This is a genomic window from Yoonia sp. 208BN28-4 (assembly GCF_037543925.1).
GTDB lineage: Bacteria > Pseudomonadota > Alphaproteobacteria > Rhodobacterales > Rhodobacteraceae > Yoonia.
Window position 1 is genome coordinate 41286 of the sequence record NZ_JBBIFY010000003.1, and the last position, 14212, is coordinate 55497.

The window sequence follows — 14212 nt, forward strand, 5'->3', positions numbered from 1 at the left end:
ATGTGGATCGTCCCGTATATCTTGATCGGCGCAGGTCTGACGCTGTTTGCTGTGCTGATGAAGGAACGCTACCTGTCGTTCTGGGCGCAAAAGCCTGCCGATTACACCGATGGCCCGATGTTCGACATCCGCGAACGGTTCAATGGACCGATTGTGTGTGAGGGTGTGATCTATGGCCCGACGGGCCGCGTGACCTCGCGCTTTGTTGCGGATTTTGAGGCCTCGTGGAACGGCAATGTTGGCAAGATGACCGAGACATTTCATTATGATAGCGGCAACGTGCAAAACCGCGAATGGACGCTGACGCTGGGCAATGATGGTAAGATCAAAGCCGAAGCGCCTGACTTGGTTGGATCAGGATCAGGCGAACAGTCCGGCTCGTCGGTTGTGCTAAACTACAAGATCAAGCTGAGTGATGAGGCGGGCGGCCATGTGCTGGACACCACCGACTGGATGTATCTGATGGAAAACGGATCAATTATGAACCGATCCCAGTTTCGTAAGTTTGGTATTAAGGTGGCGGAACTGGTTGCAACCATGCGCCCCAAAAATGAAGTGTACGCAGGAGAATAAACCGTGAAAACGTGGCAGGGAAAACGATACTGGCTGATTGGCGCAAGCGAAGGGTTGGGGCGCGAGACAGCAAAACTTCTCAGCCGTGCAGGCGCTGAAGTGATCGTCTCTGCCCGTTCCGAGGATCGTCTGAAATCGCTGGTCGAGGAATGTCCGGGCAAGGCGTCATACGTCACCGTTGACGTGTCAGACCGCGAGGCGGTCGAAGCTGCGGCCAAAGAGGTCGGCGATATTGACGGTATGGTCTATCTGGCTGGCGTTTACTGGCCGATGAAAGCCAGCGAATGGGACAACGAAAAAGCCGACCTGATGGGCGAGATCAACTATCTGGGTGCGTCGCGCTGCGTGGGGGCCGTGATCGGCAACATGCTGGCACGCGGGCAAGGCCACATCGTGCTGACCGGATCGCTGTCGGGTTTCCGCGGGTTGCCGGGTGCCATCGGCTATTCTGCATCCAAGGCGGGTCTCATGGCGCTGGCAGAAAGCATGCAGGCCGATCTGCGCACCAGTCCCGTGCAGGTGCAGGTCATCAATCCCGGCTTTATCAAAACGCGCCTGACCGAAAAGAACGATTTCAACATGCCGTTTATCATGGAGCCCGAAGAAGCCGCGCGCGAGTTTGTGGAGCATATGAACACGGATGAGTTCAAGAAAAGCTTTCCACTGGTGTTTTCTTGGGTCTTCCGTCTGTCACAATTCATGCCGGACTGGATGTATTACCGATTGTTCGGGACCAAATATCAGGACTGATAGAGCAAGCGCCGGATCATCACGATCCGGCGTTTTGCGTTTTAGACGTTCTCAACAAACAGATCGCGCGCGCGCAACCAGATGCTGTCAGGGTCGCGATCGTATTCCAGCAGATGCGGCAAAAGCTGTTCGGCGAAATCTTCGCTGCTTTCTTTGGGGAGCATGGCCGGAAGATTGTCGATGGCGGTGACATCCAATAGCGGATCACCATGCACGCGCAGGGCAGGGCGCTGCCACGTTGTGGTGCGATCATAGACTTTGACGGGCGAAAACTCGCTTTCGGGATCGCACGCGATATCGCCGATCACGCGCAGCGCCCGGTCACTGTCTTTGGCGGCATTTGCAGCGACAAAAACCGGTGTGCCGGGGTGGGCCAGAATGCAATTGAGAAAAATCTGATGGGTCAGAATTTCGGGGAAGGGGCCACCGTTCTCGGTTTCATTCTTGTCCCATTTGGTCGTCTTGATGCCCACCGCGTCACAAAACGCAGCTGCGCCCGACCCCACCCGCCCCAAAGCGCCAATAATCATGGCGTCCGGCGCATCGCCAGTCATCCGGTTGCGCAGGTCTGACACGAGAGCCTCTGCATTGGGATAGGTCGACACTTCACCAGCAAGCTGGCCATCGTTTTGCTGGGCAAGCCAGCAATGCAGCGCCACTGCCGCACCGGCATAGCCCGCCCAATACCCAAAGGCTGCCACACGCTTGCCGCCGGCATGCGTCAGATATTCCAGATCAAGCAGCGTGCCGCCGCCCGCCTTGAACCGATCAAGCAGTTTGCGACCTGACGCCTGCCCCTTATAGGCATGCCCGAACATGATATGACGATGATGCAGCGGCGTGTCCGCCTCCGGCAATTCCTTCAGCCCGAAGATGACAGCATTGTCCGGTGCGTCATGCCAGCTTGCCTGCGGGGCAATGGCGCAGCCTGCCTCTTTGTATGCGCTAATCGGGATTGCGCGTTGCAGGCTTTCCTCAACTGTTATGTCGAACCCGGCCGCGATAAGTTTGGCCGCGCCGTCGGGCGTGATGCCTGTGCGTTCTTCGTTGGCGCGTTCTTCGGCGCGGATCCAGAAATGGGTCATGACAACATTCCTTTTGCCATCACGGCAAGGACAGACGGACGGGTGCGCATCCGGATCAGGTAGGCCGCCAGTTTGGGATAGATGGTGATGTCAACGCCATCGCCTTCAAGCCATCCCAACACAACAGTCATATAGGCATCCGCGAGCGTGAAATCGTCGCCCAGAACACAGGGATCAAACGGATACTGATCTTCCAGATAGGCGCAGCAATCGGCCATGTTCTGCGGCACTTTCGCTTTCATGTCGTCAAAGCTGGACTGCTCGTCAGCCCAGCGGTGGCCGCGCATCTTGTGGGCATGGGCCACATGCATGGTGGACGCCAGATAATACATCGCCTCGCGCATGCGCGCAGCCTGATAGGCATCATCCGGCACAAGGGCGGGGGCTGCGTATTCTAGCACTGCACCCGTTTCGGTGATTATGCCCTGTGGCGTTTCCAACGCCGGGACACGCCCCTTGGGGTTGATGGCGCGGTACGCCTCGCCTTGTTGGGCACCGCTGGCGAAATCGACACGGATCGCCTCGTAAGGGGTGTCGGTTTCCTCAAGCGCAATCGCGACTGCAATGGAAATCGTGCCGGGGCTGTAATGCAGTTTCATCATGGCGGTGTCCTAGTAATTGGTGCGCGCGGTCAGCCTGTCGGCATGATCCAGGTGCGGTGCGGAATTGAAGGTTGCCAAGATCGGGCCATGGGGCGTGACATGGATGCGATGCACCGAGGTATTTAGGATCGGCAGCGCGATCTGGGCCATCTTGGGGATATCCAGATGCAGGATATGCGCCACAGCGCGGGCAATCACGCCGCCTGACGTAACACACAGGATACGCTTGCCGGGTTGGGCGGCCTCTGCCAGCACATCGGCCACACGCTGACCGAAGGCGTCAAAGCTTTCCGTGCCCTTGATATGCCCGTCACGCCACGCGGTCAGTGTGGCGGGGAAATGCGTTGCAAAATCCTCTGGCCCGTCGCGCTTCATGTCGGGGGCGTGGGCATCCATCTCGGCGGTCAGGTCGTAATACGTGATCTCGTTCAAACGTGCATCGGTCTGCACATTGCCAAACCCAAGGCCTGCCGCCGTTTCCTGCTGGCGGCGCAGTGTACCTGCGAAAACCTGATCAAACGCGCCGTCATGTGCGGCCATCCATTCGCCCAGCCAGCGCGCCTGCTGATGGCCAAGCTCAGTCAGCTTGTCATATCCCGCCTCGTCTGTGGCCGCCGAATTCGCCTGCCCATGCCGGACCAGTGTGATTTCACCCATGCGTGTCTCTCCCTTTGGCCTACAGCTAGAGCGTCAGGTGGTGGGGCGCAAATTGCTTTGCATGATTTTTTCCGGTGGCACGGGCAAAATCCAATTTGCCGCAGTTGTTTGCCAAGCGGTTTTCTGCGACTGTCAGGCAAGAGCAGAACAAAAAACAACAACAGGTCAAACGTGATGAGCGCTGCCACGCTACTCCGTGATGTTTTCGGCTTTGACGCCTTTCGTGACGGGCAACAGGATATCGTCGATGCGGTAATCGACGGGCGCAACACGCTTGCGATCATGCCAACCGGCGGCGGCAAATCCTTGTGCTTTCAACTGCCCGCATTGGTGCGTGACGGTGTGACGGTGGTGATTTCCCCGCTAATTGCCCTGATGCGCGATCAGGTGCGCGGACTGCAAGCCGCTGGCGTTGCGGCGGGTGCACTGACCTCTGGCAATACCGAAGAGGAAACCGATGCCGTCTGGGCGGCGCTTGAGGCGGGCACGCTGAAGCTGCTTTACATGGCGCCCGAACGGCTGGGCGCGTCGGGCACTGTTCAAATGCTGCGCCGCGCAGGTGTGAGCCTGATTGCGGTGGACGAGGCGCATTGCGTGAGCCAGTGGGGCCACGATTTCCGCCCCGACTATCTGCGGATCGGCCAGTTGCGCCGTGATCTGGATGTGCCGCTGGCGGCCTTTACTGCGACGGCGGACGCCGAAACGCAGGCTGAAATTATCCAGAAACTGTTTGATGGCCAGCAACCTGCCAGCTTTCTGCGCGGTTTCGACCGCCCGAATATCCATCTGGCATTCGCCGTAAAAGACGGCCCGCGTGCGCAAATCATGAATTTCGCCGCCGCCCGCAAGGGGCAATCCGGCATTGTCTATTGTGGCACGCGGGCCAAGACCGAAACCCTGGCGCAGGCCCTGCGCGAGGGCGGTCACTCTGCCTGCCACTACCATGGCGGAATGGAAGCGCAGGACCGCCGTGACGTGGAACGCCGTTTCCAGCAAGAAGACGGTTTGATTGTCGTGGCCACGGTGGCCTTTGGTATGGGCATCGATAAACCCGATATCCGTTGGGTCGCGCACGCCGACCTGCCCAAGTCGATTGAGGCGTATTATCAGGAGATTGGGCGCGCGGGCCGTGACGGTGCGCCTGCCGAAACGCTGACCCTGTTTGGCCCCGATGACATCCGCTACCGCCGCCAGCAGATTGATGAGGGGCTGGCCCCGCCTGAACGCCGCATGGCAGACCACGCGCGGCTGAATGCGCTTCTTGGTTTGTGCGAGGCGCTGAAATGCCGCCGCGAAAAGCTGTTGGGCTATTTCGGCGAGGCAGAGGTTACTTGCGGCACTTGCGATCTCTGCGACAAGCCCGCCGAAGTGTTTGACGCGACAACACCGGTGCGCATGGCGCTGTCAGCCGCCTTGCGGACCGAAGAATGGTTCGGTGCGGGTCATTTGATCGATATCCTGCTCGGGGCCAACACTGATAAGATCCGACAGCGAGGACACGAAACGCTGCCGACATATGGCGTTGGCCGTGATTACGACAAACGTCAGTGGCAGGCGATTTTCCGGCAAATGATGGGGCATGACCTGATGCGTCCCGACCCCGACCGGCATGGCGCGCTGCGCATGACAGACAAGGCCCGCCCGATCCTGCGCGGTGAGGAAGAAATCACCCTGCGACGTGACACGATCCGCGCCGCTCGCGGCTCTGGTCCCAAGGTGCGGATGCTGGTCAGCGAAGAGGACGCGCCGCTTTTGTCCGCGCTCAAGGCAAAACGCCGCTTTCTGGCCGAACAGGCAGGCGTGCCGGCCTATATCATTTTCAATGATCGCAGCCTGATTGAAATGGCCGAGGCCAAGCCGCAAACGCTGGACGATATGGCAAAGATCGGCGGCGTTGGTGCCAAAAAGCTGGAAAGCTACGGGCGCGATTTTCTCGAAGTGGTTGCAGGCGCGCAAGAGGATGTGCACCCGCAACGCCGCAAGCTGGCCGGCCGTGGCGAGGGCGAAATTTACGACAGGCTTTTGTCTGTCCAGTCGCAATTACAACGCGGACCGCACGGCGCGGACAAACCCATGAGCCTGAGTGCGTCGCAACTTGCCAAAGTGGCCCAGTTGCGTAGTGCGGATATGGACGGTCTGACCCGCCTGATCGGTGACCGCTACGCCGAACGCTTTGGTGATGCATTTCTCGAGGTGCTTGAAAGCGGCTGACCGCTGGCAAAACCTGCAAACCGCAATACATCACCCTACACGCCCGAACCAAAGGACCGCTGCCATGCTGACCGTTATTTCGCCCGCAAAATCGCTTGATATGGCGCCCGTCGCGGTTGCGCCAACCCAGCCTGATTTTCAGGACGATGCGGTGCGCCTGTCCAAGACGGCCAAGAACCTGACACTGGGTGATCTGAAAAAGCTGATGGGCATCTCGGATGATCTGGCACGTTTGAACCGTGACCGTTTCCGTGCCTTTGCGGCGGCTCCTGCCGATGATATCGTCAAGCCCGCTGCCTTGGCGTTCAACGGCGATACCTATCAGGGTCTCGAGGCCAAAACCCTGTCGGAGGATGATCTGATCTGGGCGCAGGACCGCCTGCGCATTCTGTCGGGCCTCTATGGCTTGTTGCGTCCTCTGGATGCGATCCAGCCGTATCGTCTCGAAATGGGTAGCCGGCTGAAAACGCGGCGTGGCACGTCGCTTTATGACTATTGGGGCGACACCGTTGCAAAGGCGTTGAACGCGCAAGCGGATCACGTTGGAACCCAAACGCTGGTGAATTGCGCCAGTCAGGAATACTTTGGCGCGGCAGATCGCAAGGCGCTGAAACTGCAGGTCATCACGCCGAAATTTATGGAAGTCAAAGACGACAAACCCCGTATCGTCAGCTTTTTCGCCAAGCGGGCCCGCGGTGCGATGGCCCGCTATATCGTCCAGAACCAACTGACCGACGCAAACGATATCAAGGCGTTTGATACAGGCGGTTACAAGTTTGAGCCAGCCTTGTCCGGTGACACCGAAATGGTGTTCCTGCGCGACTATCCGCAAGCGGACTAGATACGTTTTCTGCACAAAACCTACGGAATACCTCACCTTTCGCGGCATTGCCCGAATCTGAAACCCGTGCCACCATCGAAGGCATATTTCAGATCGGAGCATTCGCATGTCGCATTTCGCCCGCGCATTTATTGCCATTTCTGCCGTGTTTTTTGCAGCCCTCACGGCCACCGCCCAAACCAGTGAAGTGGTGCCCGACAAGCGGATCATCATTACGCGCAACGTGGATTTTCTGGGCAGCGACCTTGCCAATATCTTTGATACTACCCTTGCAGCCTGCGAGGCGGCCTGTCTGAACGACGCATCCTGTCAGGCGTTCACATTCAATGCCCGCTCGAACGCCTGTTTCCCCAAACGAACGGTGACAGAGTATTCCCCCTACGAGGGGGCGATTTCAGGGCAGGTCTACCAAACCAGCCCGATCTACCTGCAACAGGCCGCCAGCCGAGCGGCTGATCTGGATTTTCTGACGTCGGGCGATCTGACTGGTGCTTACACGCTTGCACAATCGATCGGGCGTGACAGGTCTGAAAACTCGGGTCTTCAGCGCACATCCGGTGCTCGTGTGGCCGAAACCGATGTGAGCGCCGATTGGCTGGCCTATGCCAGCGCGATCCGCACCAACAGCAATTCGAATGTGCGGGGTCGTATGACCCACGCCGCCGTGGCCGGATATCTGCGTGCCGTCACCGACGCGGACCGCGCTGATGCGCTTTACGAACTTGCGCTGGGCCTTGAAGAGCGTGGTCGCGGACGCACGATGATCCCTGCGCTGCGCCTTGCAAATGATGTCAGCCCATCCGCCCGCCTTGGCGATGCGCTTGATGATGCGATCGGCAAATACGGTTTTCGCGTCACGGATACGCAGGTTGAAAGCGACAGCGCCGATCCCCGCATCTGTGCAACGTTCAACGAAGAGCTGGTCAAGGCAGGGGTGGATTACACACCGTACGTCCAGCTTCCCGATCCGGCGCTTGTGGTGCAGGTAAACGATGGACAGCTTTGCATTTCGGGTGTCCAGCATGGCGAACGGTATCGCATCGTGCTCCGCCAAGGTCTGCCGGCTGCCAGCGGCGAAGTGCTTTTGCGCCCGACCGATCTCACGCTCTATGTGCGTGATAGATCGCCAGAGGTGCGCTTCACGTCCCGCTCTTACGTGCTGCCGCGTTTGGGCGATATCGCCGTGCCCGTTGAAACGGTCAATCTGGCAGAAGTGGATCTGACCCTACGCCGCATGTCTGACCGCAACCTGATCCGTGCCATGCAGGAAGGCTATTTCAACACTCCGCTTTATGCCTACGACGAAGAATACATCGAACAGCGTTTTGCCGCGACCGTCTGGGAAGGGACCGCGCAGACCGGCACGGATCTGAACCGCGATGTGCTGACCCGCATTCCGCTGCAAGACGTTCTGGCGGGTGAGCCCGCTGGCATCTACGTTCTGTCTGCCGCCGTGCCCGGCGCTGATCCCTATGATAATCCGCCTGCGACCCAGTGGTTTGTGCTGTCTGATCTGGGCATCGCCACATATCTGGGCGTGGACGGGCTAACGGTTTCCGTGCGCGGGCTGGGAGATGCCGCAGCCAAGGCGGGGGCCGAGGTTACTTTGCTGTCTGACGGCAACGCCGTTTTGGGCACGGCCACAACCGATGCGCAGGGCGTTGCGCGGTTCGAGGCCGGTCTGACGCGCGGTCTTGGTGTGAATGCGCCAGCCCTTGTGACCGTCGCCGATGCCGCCGGTGATGATGCGGCGTTTCTGTCGTTGAAATCTGCCGCGTTTGATCTGTCAGATCGTGGCGTCGAAGGCCGCGAACCCGCACCACCGATGGATGTCTTTCTGGCAACGGATCGCGGGGCTTATCGTGCGGGCGAAATCATCCACGTGACTGCCCTGATGCGGGATGCGCAGGCGGGCGTGCTGGCTGATGTGCCGCTGACTGCGATCCTGACCCGTCCTGACGGGGTTGAATACAGCCGCACGACCTCCGTGGACGGGATGGCGGGTGGTCATGTCTTTGCTTTGCCCGTGGCCAGTTCTGCCCCGCGCGGCACGTGGCGGGTCGCGCTGAAAGCGGATGTCGATGCGCCAGCCCTTGCGTCACAGTCTGTGCTGGTTGAGGACTTCCTGCCAGAGCGGATCGACTTTGATCTGGACTTGCCCGACACAATCACACTGGGTGATGCGGTGACACTTGGCATTGAGGCGCGCTATCTGTTTGGCCCTCCCGCCGGTGATTTGGGCATTGAGGGCGAGGCGCTTTTGCGTGCGGCCACTGATCTGCAAGGCTTTGAGGGCTATGCGTTCGGGCGCTACGATGCGCCGATTGATGCGGAACTGACCTATCTGGACGGTGGCCGCACGGCGACCGACGGAACAGCGACCGTTGATGTGGTCTTGCCCGAATTGTCAGCGAACCAGCCGCTCGAACTGCGTGTGACTGCGCGCGTGAACGAAGGGTCTGGCCGACCTGTCGAACGCCAGATCACCACCCCCGTTCTGCCCGGCACCGACATGATCGGTATCAAGCCGCTGTTTGACGGTGTGGTCGGCGAGGGCAGCAGCGCGGAGTTTCAGGTCATCGGGCTTGGACCCGATTTGCAAGCCGCGCCAATGGATATCCAGTGGACGCTCAACCGCGTCACAACGCGCTATCAGTGGTATTCGCTTTATGGCGACTGGAACTGGGAACCTGTGACGCGCCGCGAAAGGATCGCTACAGGCACAGGTCGTCTAGGCGATGCGCCACTGACCGTTGGCGCGACCGTCGATTGGGGGCGCTATGAACTGGTGGTAGAAAGGACAGGCGCGGATTATCTGACCTCTGCCGTCAGTTTCTATGCAGGTTGGTATGCGCCAGCCGAAACAACCGATACGCCTGATCTGCTGCAAGCATCCCTTGATGCCGAAAGCTATGCCATTGGTGACACGGCCAATTTCCGCATCGTCCCTCGGTATGCAGGCACGGCGGTCGTGACAGTCATGTCGAACCAGCTGATTGCAATGCAAACCGTGCAGGTGACGGAAGGCGAAAATGTCATAGCGCTGCCCGTCACAGCCGAGTGGGGTGCAGGCGCGTATGTCAGCGCCACCGTGATCCGCCCGATGGACGCCGATGCTGGCCGCAATCCTGCGCGCGCACTGGGGCTGGGCTACGCGGCCGTTGATCCTGCCGAAAAGGCACTTTCCGTCAGCATCGACGCACCCGAAACGGCCCAACCGCGCGGCCCGCTTGACGTTGCCGTGCAGGTTGATGGCGTGCAGGCAGGGGGCACGGCCTATGTCACGCTTGCGGCTGTCGACGTTGGTATTTTGAACCTGACGGGGTTTGATGCTCCTGATCCGTCCGGCCATTACTTTGGTCAACGGAAGCTCGGCGTTGAGATGCGCGATCTGTACGGGCGACTGATTGACGGGATGAACGGCACCATGGGCACTGTCCGCTCTGGCGGTGACGCGATGGCCGGAATGTCGATGCAAAGCCCACCACCGACAGAAGAACTGGTCGCCTATTTCGAGGGTCCGGTCATGGTGGGCGCGGATGGGCGGGCAACGGTGTCGTTTGATTTGCCAGCCTTTAACGGCACCGTAAAGCTGATGGCTGTCGCATGGTCAGCCACAGGCGTGGGCGAGGCGGAGGCTGATGTGCTGGTGCGCGATCCGGTTGTGGTCACCGCTTCTGTCCCGCGGTTTCTGGCCCCCGGTGATCAAAGCCGGATGCTGCTTGAGATTGTTCACGCTGATGGCCCAGCAGGTGACATGGGCCTGACGATTGCTGCCAATGGGTTGGCGCTCGCGAATTTGCCGCCCGCGACGATCACCTTGGGACAGGGCGCAAAGCTGGTCTATGCTGTGCCCTTCGGCGCATTTGACACCGGCGTGCATGATATTTCGGTGACGCTGACCACGCCTGACGGCCAAGTGCTGGAAAAGTCGCTAACCGTGCCGGTTGTTGCCAACGATCCCGAGGTCAGCCGTATCTCGCGGTTCACGCTGGCGTCTGGTTCAACATTCCGTTTCGACAGCAATGTGTTTGATGGCATGGTCGCGGGCACAGGTCACGCCACACTGTCGGTCGGGGCCTTGGCCCGATTTGATGCGCCAGGCCTGTTGGCATCGCTTGACCGTTATCCCTACGGCTGCACCGAACAGATCACATCCCGCGCGATGCCGCTGCTTTATCTTGATAGCGTCGCTGCGGCGATGGGGCTGGGAAGCCGCGGACAACTGTCAGACCGTATTGCACAAAGCATCACAGAGGTGTTGGCCAACCAGTCCGCCAACGGCGCCTTTGGTCTGTGGCGGGCAGGCAGTGGCGATATGTGGCTTGATGCCTATGTTACCGATTTTCTAAGCCGTGCACGGGCCGAGGGGCATGTTGTGCCCGACCTCGCTTTCCGCAATGCCATTGATAACCTGCGCAACCGCGTAAACTACTACCCCGACTTTGACAGCGGCGGCAGTGATCTGGCCTACGCCATGATGGTACTGGCCCGCGAGGGGGCCGCTGCCGTGGGTGATCTGCGCTATTATGCGGATCAAAAGGCGGATGCGTTTAGCGCCGTGGCACTGGCGCAGCTTGGCTCTGCTCTTGCGCAATATGGCGATCAGCGCCGTGCCGACATGTTGTTTGGCGCGGCTGGCCGCAAGCTTGCGATCAACTACGCAACAGCCGAACGCGCGATCTGGCGCGCTGACTATGGCACCTATCGCCGTGACACGGCTGCGGTTCTTGCGCTTGCGGTCGAGGCGGGGTCAAACGCGGTGGACCGCGATACGCTGACCCTCGCGCTTGCTGGCGACACAGGCCGCGCCAGCACGCAAGAGGCGTCTTGGACCCTGCTTGCGGCAAACGCATTGATCCGGGACCTGCGCACCGAAGGCATCACTATCGACGGACAAGTCCCTGATGGCCCCATCTTGCAGGTGCTTGAAGACGATACCACCGGTCGCGCGATCGCCGTGGCAAACGCCAGTCCGCGTGACACCGAAATCACGGTGACAACCTTTGGCGTGCCTTCCGAAGAGGTGCCAGCAGGCGGCAACGGATACGCGATCCGGCGGGAGTATTTCACCACCGATGGCGTCGCTGTCAAAGCCACCAATGTCGCTGCCGGAACGCGACTGGTGACTGTGCTGACAGTGACACCGTTTGGCAGGCAGGAAGGGCGGCTTATGGTCAATGATCCGCTGCCAGCGGGGTTTGAGATCGACAATCCGAACCTGCTTCAGGGCGGCGATATTCGCAGCATGGACTGGCTTTCCCCCATTCGCGGCGAAAACGCTGAATTCCGTTCAGACAGGTTCCTTGCGGCGGTTGACTGGCGCTCGGATAATCCGTTCCAACTGGCTTATATCGTGCGGGCCGTGTCGCCGGGTAACTTCCACCATCCGGCAGCCAGTGTTGAGGATATGTATCGTCCGCAGTTGCGTGCGCGGACAGATGCGTCCCGTGTGGTCGTGACCGAGTAGACGATGAATCGGCTTGTCATCCTTGCGCTTGCGCTGTGGCTGGCAGCCGCCGGACGGGACCAGTTCGACAGTTGGATCGACAATACGGTCCCGCCGCCGCTTGAGATCGCGCAATCGGTCGAAGTGCGTGACATGCACGGCGATTTGCTGCGCGCCTACACTGTGGCGGACGGGCGATGGCGGATGCAAACCGCGCTGGATGAGGTCGATCCGGCCTATATCGCCATGCTGCTGCGCTACGAGGACAAACGGTTTTACGACCACGCGGGCGTTGATCCTGTGGCACTTATGCGCGGGGTTGGGCAGGCGCTGTGGCATGGTCGGATTGTGTCGGGCGGATCCACGTTGACAATGCAGGTCGCCCGCCTGTTGGAGGATGGCAGCACCGGCACGTGGGGCGGCAAGTTGCGGCAAATCAGGCTTGCGCTTGCTCTGGAGCGCCAACTCGATAAGTCCGATATTCTAACGCTTTACCTTAATCGCGCGCCTTTTGGCGGGAATATCGAAGGTGTGCGGGCCGCGTCATTGGCGTGGTTCGGCAAGCCGCCCATACGACTGACACCTGCGCAATCGGCGCTGCTTGTCGCGATCCCGCAGTCGCCGGAAAGGCGCCGCCCTGATCGTGATGCACAGGCTGCAACCGCCGCCCGCGACCGCGTGCTGGCGCGGATGCTGGGGGCGGGTCTGGTGGACGCTGAAACCTATGCCGGTGCCACGATCCGCGCTGTGCCAGACACCCGCTATGCTGTCCCTGCACTTGCGCCGCATCTCGCGGACCGCGTGATCGCCCAAAACCCTGACACAGTGCAGCACGCGCTGACGCTGGATCGCACGGTCCAGCGCGCGCTTGAAAACCTCGCGTCCGATGCTGTCGCAGGGCGAAGCGACCGTGTGCAGGTGGCAATTCTGGCACTGGATCATACATCTGGCGAAATCGTGGCTTCGGTCGGCTCTGCTGCCTATCGCGCAGACGGGCGGGCCGGATTTATCGATCTGACGCAAGCGATGCGCTCACCGGGATCAACGTTGAAACCGCTGGTGTACGGGATCGGATTTGATCAGGGGCTGATCCACCCCGAAACACTGATCGCGGATCGTCCGACAGACTTTGGCGGCTATGCCCCGCAGAATTTCGACGGGCTTTATCGCGGTGAACTTCGCGTGCGCACGGCATTGCAACACTCGCTGAACATTCCGGTTGTCAGCGTGCTTGAGGCGATGGGGCCGCAGCATCTGATTGCAGGGCTCAGGCGGGCAGGGGCCGCACCGGAAGTGCCGGGCGGGCGTGCAGGATTGGCCGTGGCATTGGGCGGCGTTGGTGTGACGCTGGAAGATCTCGCGCGGAGCTATGCCGCGATTGCCAATGGGGGGCTGGCTGTGGATGTCCGTTGGCAGTCCGAGCCGTCAGGAGCATTTACGCCGCACCGCGTGCTGGGCGATGTTGCCGCATGGCAGATCGCGGATATTCTGCTTGAGGTCCCGCGCCCGGTGGGCGTTCAAGGCACCGGTATCGCTTACAAAACCGGTACCAGTTACGGCCACCGCGATGCGTGGGCGATCGGTTTTGACGGGCGGCATGTCGTGGCAGTCTGGATGGGGCGGGCGGATGGCACGCCTGTGCCGGGGGCATTTGGCGGTGATCTGGCAGCACCTGTGATGTTCGCAGCTTTTGACCGGATCAAGCCGCAGATTGACCCTATCGCGGCCCCGCCTGCTGCCACGCTCTTGCTGCCGACTGCGCAGTTACCGCAAGCCTTGCAGCGATTTCGCCCGCGTGGGGTGTCAGCAGAGCAGGGCCCGCGCATCGCGTTTCCGCCCGATGGCGCGGCACTTGAAGTGGACCGTCTGACCGCCAAAGTGCGTGATGGGCAGGCGCCCTTTACATGGCTGGCGAATGGTACGCCGGTGTTGACCAGCCATGCCCGCGAGGTTGATCTTGGCGTGCTGGGGGCGGGTTATTCGGCGCTGACGGTCATTGATGCGGCGGGTGACACAGCCCGCGTTCAGGTGCTGCTTGAATAAC

Annotated in this window: 9 protein-coding genes; 6 read left to right on the forward strand and 3 right to left on the reverse strand. The window is 60.3% G+C overall.

Annotated elements, in window-relative coordinates:
• Window positions 1-573, forward strand: coding sequence for a DUF3833 family protein (locus tag V8J84_RS10395; protein ID WP_339930796.1), 573 nt, complete (start codon window positions 1-3; stop codon window positions 571-573).
• A gap of 3 nt (window positions 574-576) precedes the next feature.
• Window positions 577-1323: an SDR family NAD(P)-dependent oxidoreductase gene (locus V8J84_RS10400; protein ID WP_339930798.1), complete on the forward strand. Its 747-nt coding sequence runs from the start codon at window positions 577-579 to the stop codon at window positions 1321-1323.
• Window positions 1324-1364: 41 nt separating this feature from the next.
• Here the strand turns inward: V8J84_RS10400 and V8J84_RS10405 are convergent, their stop codons facing one another.
• Genes V8J84_RS10405 through V8J84_RS10415 form a run of 3 tightly spaced genes read right to left on the reverse strand, consistent with a single transcriptional unit; the run spans window position 1365 to window position 3667 of the window.
• Window positions 1365-2408 carry a saccharopine dehydrogenase gene (locus tag V8J84_RS10405; RefSeq protein WP_339930800.1) on the reverse strand — a complete coding sequence of 348 codons (1044 nt, stop codon included), beginning with the start codon at window positions 2406-2408 and terminating at the stop codon, window positions 1365-1367.
• Window positions 2405-3007, reverse strand: a complete 603-nt coding sequence (locus V8J84_RS10410) for a glutathione S-transferase family protein (protein ID WP_339932038.1) — start codon at window positions 3005-3007, stop codon at window positions 2405-2407. Before V8J84_RS10410 ends, V8J84_RS10405 begins: the two co-directional genes overlap by 4 nt.
• A gap of 12 nt (window positions 3008-3019) precedes the next feature.
• Window positions 3020-3667 carry a histidine phosphatase family protein gene (locus V8J84_RS10415; protein WP_339930802.1) on the reverse strand — a complete coding sequence of 216 codons (648 nt, stop codon included), beginning with the start codon at window positions 3665-3667 and terminating at the stop codon, window positions 3020-3022.
• Window positions 3668-3841: 174 nt separating this feature from the next.
• Between V8J84_RS10415 and recQ the strand changes: the two genes are divergently transcribed.
• From recQ to pbpC, 4 genes are all read left to right on the forward strand, one after another.
• Window positions 3842-5878 (forward strand): DNA helicase RecQ, encoded by a 2037-nt coding sequence (gene recQ, locus V8J84_RS10420; protein WP_339930804.1) that lies wholly within the window; start codon window positions 3842-3844, stop codon window positions 5876-5878.
• A 64-nt stretch (window positions 5879-5942) separates the two neighbouring features.
• Window positions 5943-6719 (forward strand): peroxide stress protein YaaA, encoded by a 777-nt coding sequence (gene yaaA / locus V8J84_RS10425; RefSeq protein ID WP_339930806.1) that lies wholly within the window; start codon window positions 5943-5945, stop codon window positions 6717-6719.
• 106 nt (window positions 6720-6825) lie between these two features.
• Complete coding sequence (locus tag V8J84_RS10430; protein WP_339930808.1) at window positions 6826-12189, forward strand: alpha-2-macroglobulin family protein; 5364 nt, start codon at window positions 6826-6828, stop codon at window positions 12187-12189.
• 3 nt (window positions 12190-12192) lie between these two features.
• Window positions 12193-14211 (forward strand): penicillin-binding protein 1C, encoded by a 2019-nt coding sequence (pbpC, locus tag V8J84_RS10435; protein ID WP_339930810.1) that lies wholly within the window; start codon window positions 12193-12195, stop codon window positions 14209-14211.
• Window position 14212 lies beyond the last annotated feature (1 nt).

What these genes read in the sequence shown, in the direction of transcription:
- V8J84_RS10395 (WP_339930796.1), top strand. Translation starts at nt 1, where the DNA reads ATGTGGATCGTCCCGTATATCTTGATCGGCGCAGGTCTGACGCTGTTT.
- V8J84_RS10405 (WP_339930800.1), bottom strand. Translation starts at nt 2,408, where the DNA reads ATGACCCATTTCTGGATCCGCGCCGAAGAACGCGCCAACGAAGAACGC.
- V8J84_RS10410 (WP_339932038.1), bottom strand. Translation starts at nt 3,007, where the DNA reads ATGAAACTGCATTACAGCCCCGGCACGATTTCCATTGCAGTCGCGATT.
- V8J84_RS10415 (WP_339930802.1), bottom strand. Translation starts at nt 3,667, where the DNA reads ATGGGTGAAATCACACTGGTCCGGCATGGGCAGGCGAATTCGGCGGCC.
- recQ (WP_339930804.1), top strand. Translation starts at nt 3,842, where the DNA reads ATGAGCGCTGCCACGCTACTCCGTGATGTTTTCGGCTTTGACGCCTTT.
- yaaA (WP_339930806.1), top strand. Translation starts at nt 5,943, where the DNA reads ATGCTGACCGTTATTTCGCCCGCAAAATCGCTTGATATGGCGCCCGTC.
- V8J84_RS10430 (WP_339930808.1), top strand. Translation starts at nt 6,826, where the DNA reads ATGTCGCATTTCGCCCGCGCATTTATTGCCATTTCTGCCGTGTTTTTT.
- pbpC (WP_339930810.1), top strand. Translation starts at nt 12,193, where the DNA reads ATGAATCGGCTTGTCATCCTTGCGCTTGCGCTGTGGCTGGCAGCCGCC.